This window comes from Vibrio sp. 10N.286.48.C11 (genome assembly GCF_041469805.1).
Taxonomy (GTDB): domain Bacteria; phylum Pseudomonadota; class Gammaproteobacteria; order Enterobacterales; family Vibrionaceae; genus Vibrio; species Vibrio crassostreae_C.
In genome coordinates, this window is the sequence record NZ_JBFRLK010000020.1 from 1 (window position 1) to 16,568 (window position 16,568).

General features: G+C 45.3%; 14 protein-coding genes and 1 pseudogene. 6 read left to right on the plus strand and 9 right to left on the minus strand.

Annotated elements, in window-relative coordinates; translation table 11 throughout:
* Positions 1-445 precede the first annotated feature (445 nt).
* Complete coding sequence (locus AB4209_RS06805) at positions 446-766, minus strand: hypothetical protein (RefSeq protein ID WP_102320641.1); 321 nt, start codon at positions 764-766, stop codon at positions 446-448.
* 163 nt (positions 767-929) lie between these two features.
* Positions 930-2,009, minus strand: a complete 1,080-nt coding sequence (locus tag AB4209_RS06810) for a helix-turn-helix domain-containing protein (RefSeq protein WP_372055256.1) — start codon at positions 2,007-2,009, stop codon at positions 930-932.
* 286 nt (positions 2,010-2,295) lie between these two features.
* On the opposite strand from AB4209_RS06810, the gene AB4209_RS06815 reads away from it, so the two are divergent.
* The 3 genes from AB4209_RS06815 to AB4209_RS06825 all read left to right on the plus strand — a co-directional run bounded on the left by AB4209_RS06815 (position 2,296) and on the right by AB4209_RS06825 (position 4,371).
* Entirely contained in the window at positions 2,296-2,769 is a 474-nt protein-coding gene (locus AB4209_RS06815) for a hypothetical protein (RefSeq protein WP_372055258.1), read from the plus strand.
* Positions 2,721-3,326 carry an N-acetylmuramoyl-L-alanine amidase gene (locus AB4209_RS06820; RefSeq protein ID WP_372055260.1) on the plus strand — a complete coding sequence of 202 codons (606 nt, stop codon included), beginning with the start codon at positions 2,721-2,723 and terminating at the stop codon, positions 3,324-3,326. The genes AB4209_RS06815 and AB4209_RS06820 overlap by 49 nt, the downstream gene beginning before the upstream one ends.
* Positions 3,327-4,035: 709 nt before the next feature.
* On the plus strand, positions 4,036-4,371 hold the full coding sequence (locus AB4209_RS06825) for a hypothetical protein (protein ID WP_029224976.1): 336 nt from the start codon (positions 4,036-4,038) through the stop codon (positions 4,369-4,371).
* A 467-nt stretch (positions 4,372-4,838) separates the two neighbouring features.
* Here the strand turns inward: AB4209_RS06825 and AB4209_RS06830 are convergent, their stop codons facing one another.
* From AB4209_RS06830 to yjbE, 7 genes and pseudogenes are all read right to left on the minus strand, one after another.
* A complete protein-coding gene (locus AB4209_RS06830; RefSeq protein ID WP_372055262.1) occupies positions 4,839-7,010 on the minus strand; it encodes a polysaccharide biosynthesis tyrosine autokinase in 2,172 nt (723 codons plus the stop codon).
* A gap of 155 nt (positions 7,011-7,165) precedes the next feature.
* On the minus strand, positions 7,166-7,606 hold the full coding sequence (locus AB4209_RS06835; protein ID WP_102440976.1) for a low molecular weight protein-tyrosine-phosphatase: 441 nt from the start codon (positions 7,604-7,606) through the stop codon (positions 7,166-7,168).
* Positions 7,607-7,722: 116 nt separating this feature from the next.
* Entirely contained in the window at positions 7,723-8,856 is a 1,134-nt protein-coding gene (locus tag AB4209_RS06840) for a polysaccharide export protein (RefSeq protein ID WP_372055264.1), read from the minus strand.
* Between the two features lie 899 nt (positions 8,857-9,755).
* Positions 9,756-11,903 (minus strand): annotated as a pseudogene (locus AB4209_RS06845) (YjbH domain-containing protein); the annotation flags it as partial.
* A gap of 170 nt (positions 11,904-12,073) precedes the next feature.
* Positions 12,074-12,988 carry a capsule biosynthesis GfcC family protein gene (locus tag AB4209_RS06850; protein WP_372055266.1) on the minus strand — a complete coding sequence of 305 codons (915 nt, stop codon included), beginning with the start codon at positions 12,986-12,988 and terminating at the stop codon, positions 12,074-12,076.
* Positions 12,989-13,008: 20 nt separating this feature from the next.
* Complete coding sequence (locus AB4209_RS06855; protein WP_372055268.1) at positions 13,009-13,692, minus strand: YjbF family lipoprotein; 684 nt, start codon at positions 13,690-13,692, stop codon at positions 13,009-13,011.
* 101 nt (positions 13,693-13,793) lie between these two features.
* A complete protein-coding gene (yjbE, locus tag AB4209_RS06860; RefSeq protein WP_243584134.1) occupies positions 13,794-14,009 on the minus strand; it encodes an exopolysaccharide production protein YjbE in 216 nt (71 codons plus the stop codon).
* Positions 14,010-14,259: 250 nt separating this feature from the next.
* Between yjbE and AB4209_RS06865 the strand changes: the two genes are divergently transcribed.
* The 3 genes from AB4209_RS06865 (at position 14,260) to gpsA (ending at position 16,521) form a co-directional block, all read left to right on the plus strand.
* The gene (locus AB4209_RS06865; RefSeq protein WP_372055270.1) at positions 14,260-14,694 is read left to right on the plus strand and encodes a rhodanese-like domain-containing protein; all 435 of its coding nucleotides are present in this window, start codon (positions 14,260-14,262) and stop codon (positions 14,692-14,694) included.
* 116 nt (positions 14,695-14,810) lie between these two features.
* Entirely contained in the window at positions 14,811-15,278 is a 468-nt protein-coding gene (secB, locus tag AB4209_RS06870; RefSeq protein WP_016786318.1) for a protein-export chaperone SecB, read from the plus strand.
* A 178-nt stretch (positions 15,279-15,456) separates the two neighbouring features.
* Positions 15,457-16,521, plus strand: coding sequence for an NAD(P)H-dependent glycerol-3-phosphate dehydrogenase (gpsA, locus tag AB4209_RS06875; RefSeq protein ID WP_372055272.1), 1,065 nt, complete (start codon positions 15,457-15,459; stop codon positions 16,519-16,521).
* The last annotated feature ends 47 nt before the right edge of the window (positions 16,522-16,568 follow it).

Sequence of the window (16,568 nt, forward strand, 5' to 3'; positions counted from 1 at the left end):
CTCATGACAGTCTTTCATCCCAGGGCATGTACGTGAATTTTCCCTACATGCGGGAACCCTGCTTAAAAATGAACATTGACGTGAATTTTTTTGAGCAATTTTTCGCAAAATCATCTCAGTAATAAAAATTCACTGAGACACTTTTTATTCATTTTGAGACAGTCTATTTTTTACAATCCCTTATAAAACCTAGATTTTTCTGTCTTTTTAAAAACCGCCCCAATAGGCCGCCAAAGCAGCTTTCAACCTTTCGGCTTACCGCACTTTTAAACTTGCTAGCCAGTCGCATTTGGGTACGCTACCGCCCTTAGGTTTGGCTCCTAAAGGCAATAGTGACAATTTGTTCGCTTTATGCGTTTTTCATACGGTTTTAAATATGCGGAGCATTTTAGCAAAGTAAGTGCATATTAACCAGTTTGAAATTGACTCTGGTATGACAAACAACTCACCACGCATTCAGCCACCGGAAGCATTGTACGTCTTGCAGGTACTGAGTCCCTATGTGGTAGCGGTTTTCTTGTGCTGCGTCGCAGTAGCGCTTTTCTATATCAATGAAAATATTGCCGTTGCGGTATAGCGAAACGAAGCTTGGGTTGTTGTTTACCGCCAATAACGCTTTAATCTCTGTGCGTGTTAACCCTTGTGGGTAGTGGCTAACCAGCAGCTTCAAGAACTCGCCAATACGCCCTTCCACTCGCGCTATCTCTTTTTCTAAAATGGTGACTTTTTCTTCCGTTGTCAGTTTTTTTAGGCTGATATCGTCCATTTGCCCTCTCCCTAATTCTACTTTTGTTTCTTGACGTTTTTTGTCTGTATTCGCGCTTGGTCTGCCCTAGCCTTTTGGTTTCCTAAGATCTTGGTTTTCTAAGCTATTTTTTTAATAGCTTTGGCTGTGTGAACAAGCGCTTCGTCTGTGAATAATCGAATGGTCACTTTTTAGAATCCGTGCAGGGCGATTTGGATTGAACTAGGGCCTTGATACGTGCTTCGAACGGATTGGTGGTGCTTTTGGCTTGGTAGTCCGCTAGGGCCTGAGAGACGGGCGTGGGTTGTTTGTGAACCATGGGCTTGGCTGCCGGTTGGGTTTTAGCTTCCTTGGTCGATGTAGAAGCAGAAGCCCTTGCTGGTTTAGCCGCTTTTGTTTGCTTAGCCGCTCTAGCCTGCTTAAAGACTGGCGATGAGTCTCGCTTCGCTTTGGCTTGGGCGCTTCTTCTTAGCCAGCCATTCACAAAGTGACCAATGTGCTCAAAGGGTTTGCGCTTATCGGGGTTGATGTACAGCCAGGCTTGCATAGCATGCAGTTCTTGCAGCACATCTAACTTTGGGTAGGTGCGTTCTAATATGGTGGTGAACTCATGATAAATCGGCGCGCTGCCCTCTTTGGTGAGCAGGTGAATCACGACTTCATTCTGTTGGCTTATTGGAGTAGTGGTGGCTTGAGGTGTCGATACCTCATGTTGTTCAGAACCGCTTTGGGGATCAAGAACATCGGTGTCATCCAAGAGGCCGTTTTTCAAGATCAACTCTGTTTTATGTTCTTTATGAAAGATTATGTGTGCCGGATGATCACTCTCCGTAGTGGATCTTGAGTCACCCAGGGGAGTGTCTGAAAGGTCGGTTTTCTGCGCATGTTCTGTCTTCTGGGGGTATTCCGACGAAGCTGACGGTAAACCTGTTTGTTCTACATTCGTGTTCTCTTGATTCGCTTGGTCTAGATCGATCTGCTGAATGTGGCTGTCGCTAGGAAGGCGTAGCTGATATATGTTGCTGCGCTGGCGTCCTGAATCATCAAACCGCTTTATTCGCTTCACAAAGCCTTGCTTTTCGAGCTCGTTAACGTGTCGTTTCACGGTTCTTACCGACACTTCGCAATATTGCGCTAAATAATTTAAGGATGGGAAACACACGCCGCGCGCGTCGGCGTTATCGGCTAATTTCAATAGCACTAACTTGCTTATTGGCGAGCCAGTTTTTAATGGGATGAAAGAAAGAATTAGAGAAACACACATGGTTAACGCTCCTTGTTAATTAGTCATTCGTACAGAAATCCATTGATATACAGAGCATTAACAACACTTTTTGGCGCTTTAGGGGCGAAAGGCCCATGAGATAAGTTGTAAGAAAAGATGTTTGGTTAATCGCCTCGGATAGATATGCAACATCAACCTTATTAAGCAATGGCTTTTCGAAGCACCTCTCATTTTTCTGTATTCCTCTGTTTTCGTGTTATTCCCGCCAACCCCAATCAAGAATGTTGAAGTACATTGCCCTCCCCATGCAGCAATAAGGTGCTTAATGAAGGCGATAGTTTCTCTTTTTATTTCAGCGTATCAACCCGGAATGGCGAGCATCGAGTGCCACGCTAACTCCCTCATTCAGTCACGCCAGCCGTTACTTTTTAGTGATAGTGATGGGTTTGGCCAAGTACTGAGCTATGAAGTTAACGGTTATAAAGAAAGCCATTTAGAAGGTTGTTATTTTAATGAGGATGAATGCGGTGACACCCCCAGCTATGACGATATTTGTTGGATGATCAGCCGAGCACGGCGTAAGCAGCCTCTGGGTTATTACGTGATGTATTTACGTTATGTCAGCCACCACCCCGGCTATGAAAAAACCGTAGCCACCAGTCTGCGACAACACATCGCATTGCACCCTGATTTAAATGAATCGCTATCAACGTCTTTAATCGCCTATTTACAACAACACGAGGATTTATTTTGTCAAACACTCCACCAGCAACTGATCGAGTTCCAAATCAGCCGTTAGAAGCGTCTGTTTTACAAGAGCGGGCTGACACCAAAGAACGAATTGATTCGGAAGAGCAGGCTAGCAAGATGGAGCTTATCCCTTCGTTAGAGCCTTGTTTACCTTCAGCATCCTATTCATTCAGCCTGGTTTCGGTTTTACTCCGCTTACCTCATTGCCCGCCATATTCCTTTATTACTGTGCATTGCAGCGCCACGCCGCCACAGCAAGATGTAGGCGTAGCCGAGATTCGCCAATGGCATAAAAAGAGAGGCTGGCGCGATGTGGGGTATCACTTTGTTATTCGTCGCAATGGGGATGTCCAATTGGGCAGGCCGCTGTCGCAAACTGGCGCGCATGTGAAAGGACACAACAAGGGCAATATTGGGGTTTGTTTGGTTGGCGGTTGTAATGCCGAGCTGCAACCAGAAGACAACTTCACACTTGCGCAGCGTAAGGCGCTGTTTGGTTTGGTGGCAGCGTTACAAGAGCAGTTCTTGATTTCAGATGAGAATGTTAAGGGGCATAAAGATTGGGGCGTGAATAAGGCGTGTCCTGTTTTGAAGATAAAAGCTTAAGAGCAGATGCGGGATTCGAAAGGGGAGGCTGGGAGGGGTTGGTTAGGCATTAGCTAGCAACCCCCTCTAACTCCCCCCTTTTATTAACATCACCACTCACAATAGTCCGGTGTTCAAGGGGGAGGACCAAAAGCTAAGTCTTAGAATAATTTGAAGAGCAGTTGCGGGATGCGAGTGACGGGTAAACGAGTAGCGAAGAGATTAAGAGCGAGGAGAAGAAGATGGTTGTTGTGCTTTTAGCTCCTCCCCTTTATCACGACTGTTACTTGGCAGAAAATATCAATATAAGGGGAGGCTGGGAGGGGTTGGTTAGGCATTAGCTAGCAACCCCCTCTAACTCCCCCTTTTATTAACACCATCACTCACAATAGTCCGGTGTTCAAGGGGGAGGACCAAAAGCTAAGTCTTCGAATAATTTGAAGAGCAGTTGCGGGATTCGAGTAAGCGAGATGCGAAAAGACTAAAAGCGGATTCCAGATACTTCGTTCCTCGCCTCTAAAGCAACAGAATGGCGGAATGACGGAGTCGTGAGATTATTCACTTAATAAAAGTAGTCGTCATTCCCTACAGTGAGGGACGAACGTGATAGGGAATCTAATTCAACGGATAAATGGCGGAGCAGAGGGCTCGCTAAGGTTGTCGAACCATAAGGTTATACAGTCAAAGGTTATACATGCGGTCAAAGCCAATCAATAAACCAAGGAGCAGTATGACATTGTTCGGAAGAATATTCGGGAGCCAGTCTTCGATTAGCAAGGGGTTAGATGCACTCACCAACACAGGAGATGCGATGTTTTTTACTGATGAAGAAAAAGCGAAGCACAAGCTGGCACTGCTTAAAGCGTATGAACCTTTTAAGTTGGTACAGCGCTACATTGTGTTGTTGTTCACCATTCCTTATGTGGCACTGCATGTGATGGTGATTCTTGGCTGCATGCACGGTTACGATTGGAAGCCATTAGGGGAAATGACCAATGAAGCGTTTGGCTATCCTGTGCTAGCGGCGATTGGATTGTATTTAACGGGTGGGGTGATTAAAAAATAGATGCGGGTAGCGAGTAAACGGGATGCGAGGAGATTAAGAGCAGAGGTGAAGAGCGAGGACAAGAATATGATAGTGGTGCTTTTAGCTCCTCCCCTTTATCACGACTGTTACTTGGCAGAAAATATCAATATAAGGGGAGGCTGGGAGGGGTTGATTAGGCATCGCTAGCAACCCCCTCTAACTCCCCCTTCTATTAACACCATCACTCACAATAGTCCGGTGTTCAAGGGGGAGAACCAAAAGCTAAGTCTTCGAATAATTTGAAGATTGGATAAAGAATAGATACGGGTGGCGGGTAGACGGGATTCGAAGAGCTAAAAGAGCAGATTCGAGCAGCGGGTAAACGAGTAACAAGAGATGAAGAACGGATTCGAGTGGCGCTTTTCGTATCTCGCCACTCGCATCCCGTTACTGTCTTTAGCTCTTCGTTTACCCGGTTACTCGCATCTCGTTACTGCTCTTTAACTTTATTTCTTGTCGCTCGAATATGCGTAGTTGTAATAACCGTAGCCGTATGAGCTTGATGCTTTCTTCTCGATGGCGTTGAAGATAACGCCTTTCACTTCGATACCTGATTGTTCGAAACGGTTACGAGCCACATCGATCTCTTTAATGGTGTTTTGACCGTAGCGCGCCACCATTAGTGTGGTGCCCGCGAAGGCGCCAACAATACTAGGGTCGGTTACCGCGAGTACTGGCGGGGTATCGACAATCACCAAGTCATATTCTTTTGATGCCCATTCCATTAGTTCTGCAAAGCGCGGGTGCATAAGCAGTTCAGATGGGTTGGGTGGTACTTGCCCGCGGGTAATGATTTCTAGGTTTTCTACTGGTGTCGACTTCACTGATTGAGCGAACTCTTGCTTGCTGCTCAATACATCAGAAAGGCCGTTATCCCAGTTCACACCAAAGCTTTGTTGTAGGTAACCTTTACGCATATCGGCATCAATCAACAGCACTTTTTGGCCTGTTTTTGCTGCTACTGCGGCAAAGTTAGTCGAGATGAATGATTTACCGATACCCGGTGCAGGGCCAGAGATCATCAAGACGTTATTTTTCGCTTCTAGCATCGCAAAGTGCAAACTGGTACGCAGGCCACGCAATGCTTCAACCGAAAGGTCAGCAGGGTTAGATTCAGCAAGCAGTGCTTGGGTCCCTTTAGTCTTCTGTTTCTTTGATTTAAAGCGGTTGGTTAGCTCAATTTGTAAATCAGATTTTGGTACCGCTGCGTAAACAGGCAGGCCGATTTGTTCAATTTGGTCTGGGCTTTCAACACCACGGTGGAACGCTGCTTTCACTAATACAAACGCGACACTTACCATGCCACCCAGTAGCGTCGCCAATACAACAATCAGTGGCTTCTTCGGTTTAACGGCGCCAGCATAAGCCTGAGCGTCATCTAATATACGAACGTTACCGACTGTACCGGCCTTAATAATGCTCAGCTCTTGAACCTTGTTTAAAAGCTGGATGTAGATCTGTTGGTTTACTTCAACATCACGCGTCATACGCAGTACTTCACGTTGTGTTTTCGGTAGTTTTTGTACTTGCTTGTTTAGGCGCTCTTTCTCACCCAATAGCGTTTTACGCTTATCAAGTAAGGCTTTGTATGCTGGGTGATCTTTAGTGAAGCGTTGGCTGATCTCACTCTCTTTAAACGTCAGTTCATTCAATTGCGCTTCAAGCTCTACCATTACCCTCAAGGTTGATTGTGCTTCTAAGCCCAAGTCGATCGATTCGTTCTTTTGGCGGTAATTGTTCAGTACATCTTCATAGCCGGTTAGCTCAGATTTAATGCCCGGAAGGTGACTTTCTAAGAACTCTAAGCTCTTCTCTGCTTCCGCTGAGTTACGTTTCACGTTTTGTAAGAAGTAGATCTGGCTAATATGGTTAAGGATTTCAGAAATCTGTTGCTTGTTCTCGCCTTCAAAGCTTAGCTTCAAAATACCGGTTTGCTTACCTTGCTCAGACAAAGACAAAGAAGCTTTCAACCATTCGATCGCTTCTAGTCGACTACGCTGACCTATTGAAAATTCAAAATCGTTATGCGACTCAAAACCCGCCACAAACAAACTGTAGTCGTCAGCGGTGGCTAGCTCACCCACTTTGCCTTGTAAGATAACGCGTTCATCGTCACGAACCAGTTGGTAAGTGCCCTGTTCCGCATCGATAATCTGAATGGTGTGTCCGTAACCGCTTGCGTATCTTGGCAAGGTAAAACGACTCACTGCGATGTGGTTGATGTCGCCAGTTAAGCGGGCAAAACCTTTACCTACGATGGGCGCATAGTTGGGTGAAGTCACCGTCGTGAGGTTAAACTTATCGACCGTTTCGCCCAAGATCATACGAGATTTGATGATCTCGACTTCTGTTGTGGCAGAAGACTCCTGAGAGAACAGTTCTCCCATATCACCGACCATCGATGAAATGCCGCCAGAGCTCTTCTCTTCAATTTGAATCAGGGCATCGGCTTTGTATATCGGCGTTGAAAGCAGAGCAAACGCAATACCAAGCACAGCAAAAACAAATGTGGTCAGTATGATTAACCATTTAGCATCTAATAAGATACCAAGCAGTTTTCCTAGATCTATCTCATCAGAGTTATCTGTGTGTGATTGCTGAGATGGTTGTGTTGTCATCAGATTACTACTTCCTAAATTATTGCTATTTAAGAGACGATATATACGCTCCGCGTACTTCTCTTCTATATGATTCCGTTGGTGGTTTAGCCACGCCTACGTGTAGAGCATGACATTTAAAAAGCTGTCTATTTAAACCTACTGTCTTTTTAAACCTACAGTTTTTTCGCCCAAGCTTGTGCGGCTTCGTCAATCAGCTTATAAGCGTATTCAAACGCTTCGCGGCTTTGACGGTGCGGATCGGGAATATCTTTTTGACCAATCCACTGACCAAACAGCATGGTTTTACCACGCGCTTCCGGTGATATTTGAGTGAGCGCCTCCATATGACCCTTCTCCATCACCAAGATCAAGTCGTACTGAGCACAAAGCTGTGGTGTCACTTGTTGAGACTGATGGTTTTCAACATCGACCCCGTTTTCTGCGGCGATTAAAATCGCGGTATCGTCTGCTGGCTTACCAATTAAACGACTTTTCTCGGCAGCAATACCGGCAGAGGCCACTTCTTTGTTGGAGAGCAGCTTTTGAAGAACGCGCTCTCCCGTCGGGGAACGGCAAATATTACCCACGCAGACGACTAAAATTTTATTAAACATAATGGTCTCTAATTGTATTGGGCCTATAAGCTGGGTTTACTTTTAGATGTAAAAATCAGGTTACACGTACAATGCAACCTGATGATTAATTAGGGTTTATTACAAACCAGGGCTTATTACCAATTACGAACGCGCAACATGCCTTCAGTTAGGTTGTTAAATCCAGAAATGGTCGGAAGCAACTGTCCTATCACACGGTTCCAGCGGGTGATTGGTGCTGCCGTGACATAAACAATGTCGTAAGGTTTTAGATCAAACTCAGTGCCAATCACCAATGCTGAAGCATCTTCCATATTCAGCTGGTAGATGTCTGCCATGCGTTCTGATTTATCATCCGAAGTGCGAATCACAAATACGCCCGTGGCGTCTGCCGTTAATTGGTTAATGCCACCAACGTTGCTGAGAGCTTCCGTTAAGCTCATGCCTACACGGTCGATCTTCAACAGTTGCGGGTCATTCACTTCACCCATCACGAATACTTTTTGGTTATCGTTACGCGGCACGTGAACAATATCACCCGCTTGCAGTAAGCGGTTTTGCGTTAGGTCACCACGTTGCATCAAGCCGTACAAAGACAGGCTTTCTTCCACGCCATTACGTGTTAGTGAAACATTACGCCAGTCGGCATCTTCAGATAAACCGCCAGAACGGTTCACGGCATCCAATAACGTTAAGGGGATGTTGGTGATTGCTTGCTGGCCAGGTTTCGACACCTCACCCGTAATGTAGGTTTTCTTAGATCGGAAAGCCGCGACGTTTACATCAACTTGCGGGCTTTCGATGTATTTCGCCAAACGTTCTGCTATATCAGAACGAATTTCACGAACCGTTTTTCCTGCCACTTCTACTGTACCAATGTACGGGTAGAAAATAGTGCCGTCTGCATGAACCCAGTTACCCGCTTCTGTGCTGCTACGGTAAGAACCGGCAGGAATCGTCAGTTCAGGGTGATCCCAGATCGTGATATTTAAGATATCACCGACGCCAACTTTGTATTCATACTTTGCGATGTCTACGTCAAGCTCAGGGTTGGCTTGTGAAACCGACAATGTACCCGTTTGATAAGTCGATACTAGCTGTGCCGTCAGCGGATACACATTAACCACATCAGAGATATCAGATTCTTGCTGTTCTTCTGAAGGCTGAATCACATTCTTATTGTCAGTGGAAAGGTGGGTCCCTGGAGTGGTACAGCCTGCTAATAATGCTGGCAGGAGCGCTAAAATGAGGCGATTTTTATTAATCTTCATGTTTACCAAGTCATAGAAACGGAATGTGTCTGGCGCCTAAAAGGACATCCAAAGAATAGAGGTTTTGTAATTTTATCAGTTACACAAGAGGAGATTAGAGAAAGTAATAAAAAATAGTAAGATCTTACTCCCATTTACAATTAATAAACGGGGACGCTACCGCCCTTTGATACTCCGCGACATCACACTGCGTAACTTATTTGATCCTACTCATTTAGTTGGCCCTAAAGACACTTAGAATTGAGTAGGACTATCTAATTAACTGAGCAAGTAAATGTTGTAAAAATGCCACCGCACACGGTTAGTTTAATTCGTGAACATTATCCACAATTTATGCTTATTATCAACCTAGTTGAATGGTTAAAGAGCAGATACGGGATGCAAGTAAACGAGATGCGAAGAGCTCAAGAGCAGTTGCGGGATTCGAGTGAACGAGATGCGAAGAGCTCAAGAGCAGTTGCGGGATTCAAGTAAACGGGATACGAAGAGCTTAAGAGCAGATGCGGGATTCGAGTGAACGAGATACGAAGAGCTTAAGGGCTCAAGAGCAGATGAGAGTAGCGAGATACGAGTAAACGAAGAGCCAAGAGCAGGTCAAGAGCAGGTAAAACCGTAACGGGATACTTTTAGCTCCTCCCCTTTATCACAGCTGCAGCTTGGCAGAAAATACCAACATAAGGGGAGGCTGGGAGGGGTTGGTAACACATAGTTTAACATCCCCCTCTAACTCCCCCTTTGATGAACATCACCGCTCACAAACGAACGGCGTTCAAGGGGGAGAACCAAAAGATAGGCTTTCGTAGGCTCAATTTCTCTCACCTACCTTGAAGCTCTTCAAGACCCGATCACCCGAATCTATCTTTTCTCGCTCTTCGTATCTCGATACTGCTCTTTCCGCTCTACTTCACGCTACTTGGTCTTTGGAACCAAGGTGAGCGAGCGTCGGTTTGGTCGAACAAGTTGTATTGCTTATTCAAGACTTGTCCACCATCACGAGTTAGTGGTTGCCATGTGAATTGTGAACGGCTTGAGCTCGGCTTAACCGTGATTAGATCGAATGGGATCGATACGTAAAAGCCTTTGGTGTAGCTGCCTTCACCGTATTCTTCGGTGGTCATGTCGGTTAAGCTAACAAACGCACCAGCGATAACACCGCTCTTGAACTGCTTAGAGAAATCGATACGAGTACCAATATCTCCCGCTAAGAATTTACCCACACCAACTTTAAATAAAGTGTCACTTAAGAAATCCCACTGCGGCATGTAGTAGCCGGTAACAAATCCGGTGGTGCCTTTATCAATCACCTTGTAGTAAGCCTGATCTTTTTCATGGTATTGCAGTTCTTCATCAAACGTACCAAACCAACTTTCTGGGTCTCGCTGGCTGATGGCTGTCGCGTCGGCACCAATTGCCCAGTTGCTGTTGTATGGGCGGTAAAGCACTTCACCACCCACACCTGCAAACATGCTCTCTAGGTAACCACCGTAAGCTTGGGTGTAGATACTGCTGCCATAGTCTTCAAACCACGTCAGCTGCAAGCGGTCTAAACGAACAGGCTCGTCAACGTAAGAACGGAAAAGCGTTCGCACTCGTGGCGTTTGCGCAGTGCCATCTTGTGGAATTTCATAATTAAACTTATCGTAGTTGTCGATCAAGTTAATATACAAAGAACCAGACAGCTCAATGTTGTTGGTCGCCCAGAAAGACGCATTGGTGTATAAGCCTAGAGCATATAGGTAAAAATCTTCCGCTGAGCCAAAAGATTGCGCCAAGTTAGGCGCGACAGACACATCGAAACGTTCTCTGCCGTCGTAATAAGTTATACCTTCGCGATAATCTATATCATCTTGATAAGCGATCGCCGATTTCGATTCGACATCACTTGGTTGTGCAGCGTCTTGAATATCCGAGTCCAAATACTGGTATGTAGCAACTTGCTTAAATTGATTGGCATCGATAGCGGTTTGATTTAACTCACCTGCGTTACTGGTTTCAACGATCTTATAGGTGTCAATATAGTCAGGGACATGGTTAGCAATAACCGTTGCCCCACGTTCCAGCGCGACCTCTCGATTGCGGTATTTGACCTGCTCGCCTTTCACAATCAACGTATTGTCGTCGACTAAGATCTGCGCTTGCTCATAACCCGCAACGGTCTCAAGTTCTTGGGTCAACTTGGCCAGTTCAACCTCATCCATGCTGCTTGCTTCGCTTGGTCGCAAAGTGGCCGCTTCGGTATCTCGCCACACGGAGGCTATTTGATTAAAGTTGGTGGTTAAGTCAAAACCCATGGTTAGGGTATCACCACGCTCATAACTGACTTTTGCCGTTGCCCAATCAGTAAAACGATACACTGCGCCCACATTCCAAGGGGTATGCTGCGTCATAACCGCAGCACCATTCGTTACGGGATAATCTTGTGAATAGTCATTGCTGTCATATTCAAGCTTAAGCGTTAATGGCTTATAAGGCGTTTGATATTCTAAACCACCATAGATTGCCGCATCGCCTTTGAACCAGCGCTCAAAATCGACCATACCACCTCTACCTTTTGTATCTGACTCACGCTCGCAAAATTTATCACTGGCTTTACAGAACGGATTGGTGAAATTACCACTGGTGCCCATGTAGCCCCAGCCCATGCCTAACGTGACATCAAGCGGGCCAAATCGTTTACTCGCCGCGACAAATTCGCCATCAAATAATCCTGTTCCACCGAAGTCACGTACTCCGACAGAAAACTCTGGCAAATAGTAGCCTTCTTCGATTAACCGAACTTTAAAATCGATGCCTTTGTCAGCGTGCGTGTTACAACCACTAAAATTATCAGCAGAGCAATTAGGGTCCCCAGCATTATCCCCGCTATAAAGTACATCTTGTGTTTGTGTGTAACGAATCGTGGTTTCTAACCAAGGCATCAATTGCAGGCTAACGTTATAAAAATAATATTCGTTATTGAACGATGCACTTAGGTTGAATTCACCCTCTGGAGCCATACGCGCGGTAGGCATTTGCATTAAACCCACCCCCCCAAAGTCCGATTGAGAGTGTTTTAGCGTTGGCGTACTAAAGCCAGAAACCTCGACTTGAGAAGGTAGCTGTTCTTGCGTGGTGGCAGAAAAGTCTTGCGCACTAACAGCAAAACTACTGACAGCCAGTAAGGCACCTGTAATCGAACTTGCGAGCAGGGATAATGGAAATGATTGAGTAGCCGACATTACAGATTAACCTTATGACGTAGAAGTTCGACAATGTCTTGATTCAAAGTGGAAAACTCAGAAGGGAGCGAATCAAAGGCGATAAAAACAATAGCACCGGGAGCAAAATAAGCGGGCTTACTGTTCCAGTAGGCATAACTGATTTCATTCACCTGCCCATCAGGTTGGATGACAAATGCCGTGCTGTTATCAGCAATATCTAGCAGCTGGCCTTTTGGCAACCGCGTTAAATAGTTATCTAGCTGAGCGTGTTCAACCAAAGGCAGCGTCTGAGCTTGCTTTACTGCCCCGACTACATTCACGGAGGTTGGGCGAGCGGTTAGATATAACTCAAAGTGCTGTTGTTCCGTTGATTTAGCGCTAACTCCTTGCGAAGCTGGCTTTTTTAATGCCGTAGCTTGTTGTTTTGATGCCGTAGCTAACTGTTTCGACGCCGTAGCTTGTTGTTTTGATGCCATAGCTGACTGTTTCGATGCAACAGCTGGCTTTGTTGAAACCAATAAGGGATTCTTATCTGCCTGAGACATCACTGCGTTTTGGTCTAACTCAACAAAGTAGCGTGCTTGATAATCAAAAGATTCGAGCTGCTTAATCACAGATGTTGCTTGTGGCTCTTGTAAAGAAAAATGCTTGAGCTTATCCAACACCTGTTGTTTTACCTTGTCTACCTGCGGTTGAGCATTGCGATCAAATAACTGTGCAGACAGCGGGAAGTACCCTAACGCGCCATTCGTATTGGCATCCATTAATACTTGTTCTAAGCGCGTAGGTTGCGAATATTGCAGCGTGATACCTTGTACCGGTAACTCGACCGTAAGCACTGGAACTTGGCTTTGAGCCATGACAAGCGGTGGCACTAGAACGCTACAAACCGTAAGTACTGCTGTGTACCCTAGTTTTTTTAAATAATTCATTTTATTCACTCACAACTTTGTTACTTAGGTTGGTTGGCTTGATAAGGTTTTAGCAATGTCAGCTCTAAACGGGTCATCTCAGGGCCAAGGTATTGAACCGTTTTGACGACCTGTCCTTTTTTGTTTACCCAATACAAATTCTCAATATCTTGTCCTAGGGCAGGGTAACGGACCTGCTCTACAAACTTGCGTGCCTCAATGTTCGCAATCGGAGTTTGTACGGTTTCTTCATTAAGGTATGTTCGAACGATGTTTGCACTGTAGCCAAATCGGTAATCGGGTTGCCAATCGTAGGTAGCTTGCCACTCTTGAGTCTTGGCCGTTGCCGACAAATCAAAACTTGGCACCAATGCATTGGCCGGTTTAACGGTTAAACCTGATAGATTTTCATAAGGCAGGAGTAAGGTTTGAACCACTCGTCCATTTTCCGTCACGATCATGGCTTTGTCTGATGACATCCATTTGAGCTGTTCAGCCCCGGTTACAGGGTTTTGACCAACAAAAGCCAACACCATAAAAATCTTACCTTGATCGTTAATTTCGGCATAGATACTAGCGTAAGGCAGATCTTGAATATATTCGGCCGTGGTACTGACGTCGGCATCACCAAAGAGAGCTTCATTGAAGGTGGAATTAAGATCTTGGAACTGTTGTGAGCAACCAGTAACTAGCAGCCCTAAAAATACGATAAGCGGTTTGATCATGATTATTTTGCTTCCTAGCGAGGCTATTTAGGACACACTGATATAAAAAAACCATTTTATGCTTTCACATAAAATGGTTTTATACAGGCTACAACTATAAATTAGTTAGTTGTAGTTGTAGTTGTAGCGCCGCCGTCGTTAGAAGCAACAGCAACTGCTACGCCTACTGCGACTGCTGCAGTTGTTACTGCTACTGTTGTTGCTGTACCCGCTGCTGCTGTTGATGCGCCAGCACCTGCTGCTGCACCTTCTGCTGCTGCAAAAACACCGCCAGAGAAGCTAACAGCTAGTGCTGCCGCTAAAGCCATTTTTTTCATAATGATTCCCATTAATATAAACGTTTATATGCTGAGGTTAAGAATGTCCTCAACTGATTGTTCAGCTTAAACAATCAATTGATAATACTAGTGAATAAATGTGTTCAAGTAAATGCATAATTTGTAGACAGAAACCATTTTACATCTCACCTGTCATCACAACCCTATGCTTCCTCTGTATTCTCCTATCCTTTATCGCTATACTCCTGACCTATAGTTTTTCGCCCAATAACGAATAAGAGTTCAAGATATGCAAGAGTTAGTTCCATTTGTTCAAGAGAATATGATTTTAGCCATCGTATGGATCGGCTTGGTTGTTGCCATCATTGCGAACGTTATCAAGACATCAAACGCAGCCTACAAAGAGATCACGGCAGCGCAGACCACACACATGATTAACCGTGAAAACGGTATTGTGGTTGATATTCGTACTAAGGATGAGTTCAAAAAGGGCCATATTACGGACGCAGTTCACATTTTGCCGTCAGACATCAAAGCAAATAGCTTTAGTAGCCTTGAAAGCCACAAAGCAGACCCAATCATCGTAGTATGCAAGACAGGTCAAACTGCTCAAGAAAGCGCTAACCTACTGGTTAAAGCAGGTTTCGAAAACGTAAGCGTACTGAAAAGCGGCTTAGTGGCTTGGAGCGAAGCTAACCTTCCTTTAGTTAAAGGCAAGAAGTAGTTAAAGGTAAGAAATAGGTTAAAGGCAAGAAGCGGCTGACCGATCAACTAACTTTCAGGCTCTGTTCGATAAATACAATGAACAGAGTCTAATTTAAAATTTTTAAGGACAAGAAAATGGCTGAAGCAGCACAACAAGACGCACAACAAAACTTCGCAATCCAACGTATCTTCCTAAAAGACGTCTCTTTCGAAGCGCCAAACTCGCCAGACATGTTTCAAAAAGAGTGGAACCCAGATGTAAAACTGGACCTAGACACTCAAAGCCGTGAACTTGGCGAAGGCGTTTACGAAGTCATCCTACGTCTAACGGTTACGGTTAAGAACGCAGACGACACTGCATTCCTTTGTGAAGTTCAACAAGGCGGTATCTTCTCTGCAAGCGAAATGGAAGCTGGCCAACTGGCTCATTGCCTAGGTGCATTCTGCCCGAACATCCTGTTCCCATACGCTCGTGAAACGATTTCTAGCCTAGTGGTTAAAGGTACGTTCCCACAACTGAACCTAGCACCTGTAAACTTCGATGCTTTGTTCATGAACTACCTACAGAACCAAGCTCAGCAAGCTGAAGGCGAACAGGCTTAAGTCTCAAAGTAGAACTTAACTCTAACGATTCAAGCGCTAGTTCGCTTTTAAATGCACATCGCAACTTCTGCGATGTGCATTTTTTCTTTACACTGTACTAAAGTTGAAAGCTCTTCTTATTTTAGTGGAAAGCTTTTCCAGAATTCTTCGATTTCCCTCAATATTTTTAGGTGGAAGCATGACAGACACAACTCACCCGACCAACACGACAGACGCTTACGGTAAAGACAGCGCTTACGGAAAAGAGATCGCCATGACTGTCATTGGTGCAGGTTCTTACGGAACCTCTTTAGCTATCTCTCTAGCGCGTAACGGTGCAAACGTTGTTCTTTGGGGGCATGACCCTGCTCATATGGCTCGCCTTGAATCTGAGCGCGCTAATAATGAGTTTCTACCAAATATAGAATTCCCAGAAAGCCTGATCATTGAATCAGACTTAGAAAAAGCAGTGACTTCAAGCCGAGACCTTTTACTTGTAGTCCCGAGCCACGTATTCGGCGTTGTGCTTAATAGCGTTAAACCTTACTTAGCCTCAGACTCTCGCATCTGTTGGGCGACCAAAGGCTTAGAGCCAGAGACCGGCCGCCTGCTTAAAGATGTCGCGCATGATGTGCTGGGTGATGGTTACTCGTTAGCGGTTCTATCAGGACCGACCTTCGCCAAAGAGTTAGCGATGGGCATGCCAACGGCTATCTCTGTAGCTTCACCTGATGAAGTTTTCCTAGAAGAGCTCCAAGAAAAAATCCACTGCGGCAAAACATTCCGCGTGTATGCAAACTCAGATTTCATTGGTATGCAACTTGGCGGCGCAGTGAAAAATGTTATCGCAATTGGCGCAGGCATGTCGGATGGTATTGGGTTTGGTGCCAATGCTCGTACTGCACTGATCACGCGTGGCTTAGCTGAAATGAGTCGCTTAGGTGCTGCACTGGGTGCACAACCCGAAACCTTCATGGGCATGGCAGGGTTGGGTGACTTAGTACTAACCTGTACTGATAACCAATCACGCAACCGTCGCTTTGGTTTGGCACTTGGCGCAGGCAAAGATGTAGATACCGCACAAGAAGAAATTGGCCAAGTCGTTGAAGGTTATCGCAACACCAAAGAAGTTTGGTTATTATCAGAACGCATGGGCGTTGAGATGCCAATCGTTGAACAAATTTATCAAGTGCTGTATCAAGGGAAAGACGCACACTTAGCAGCACAAGATCTACTTGCTCGAGACAAGAAGTCAGAGCGATAACATCGCGTATTCAGTCGTGGGATAAAATAGATAAGATGGATGGTAAA

Excerpts from the sequence above, each read along its gene's own strand:
- AB4209_RS06805 (WP_102320641.1), bottom strand. The coding sequence starts at position 766 with ATGGACGATATCAGCCTAAAAAAACTGACAACGGAAGAAAAAGTCACC.
- AB4209_RS06810 (WP_372055256.1), bottom strand. The coding sequence starts at position 2,009 with ATGTGTGTTTCTCTAATTCTTTCTTTCATCCCATTAAAAACTGGCTCG.
- AB4209_RS06815 (WP_372055258.1), top strand. The coding sequence starts at position 2,296 with ATGAAGGCGATAGTTTCTCTTTTTATTTCAGCGTATCAACCCGGAATG.
- AB4209_RS06825 (WP_029224976.1), top strand. The coding sequence starts at position 4,036 with ATGACATTGTTCGGAAGAATATTCGGGAGCCAGTCTTCGATTAGCAAG.
- AB4209_RS06830 (WP_372055262.1), bottom strand. The coding sequence starts at position 7,010 with ATGACAACACAACCATCTCAGCAATCACACACAGATAACTCTGATGAG.
- AB4209_RS06835 (WP_102440976.1), bottom strand. The coding sequence starts at position 7,606 with ATGTTTAATAAAATTTTAGTCGTCTGCGTGGGTAATATTTGCCGTTCC.
- AB4209_RS06840 (WP_372055264.1), bottom strand. The coding sequence starts at position 8,856 with ATGAAGATTAATAAAAATCGCCTCATTTTAGCGCTCCTGCCAGCATTA.
- AB4209_RS06850 (WP_372055266.1), bottom strand. The coding sequence starts at position 12,988 with ATGAATTATTTAAAAAAACTAGGGTACACAGCAGTACTTACGGTTTGT.
- AB4209_RS06855 (WP_372055268.1), bottom strand. The coding sequence starts at position 13,692 with ATGATCAAACCGCTTATCGTATTTTTAGGGCTGCTAGTTACTGGTTGC.
- yjbE (WP_243584134.1), bottom strand. The coding sequence starts at position 14,009 with ATGAAAAAAATGGCTTTAGCGGCAGCACTAGCTGTTAGCTTCTCTGGC.
- AB4209_RS06865 (WP_372055270.1), top strand. The coding sequence starts at position 14,260 with ATGCAAGAGTTAGTTCCATTTGTTCAAGAGAATATGATTTTAGCCATC.
- secB (WP_016786318.1), top strand. The coding sequence starts at position 14,811 with ATGGCTGAAGCAGCACAACAAGACGCACAACAAAACTTCGCAATCCAA.
- gpsA (WP_372055272.1), top strand. The coding sequence starts at position 15,457 with ATGACAGACACAACTCACCCGACCAACACGACAGACGCTTACGGTAAA.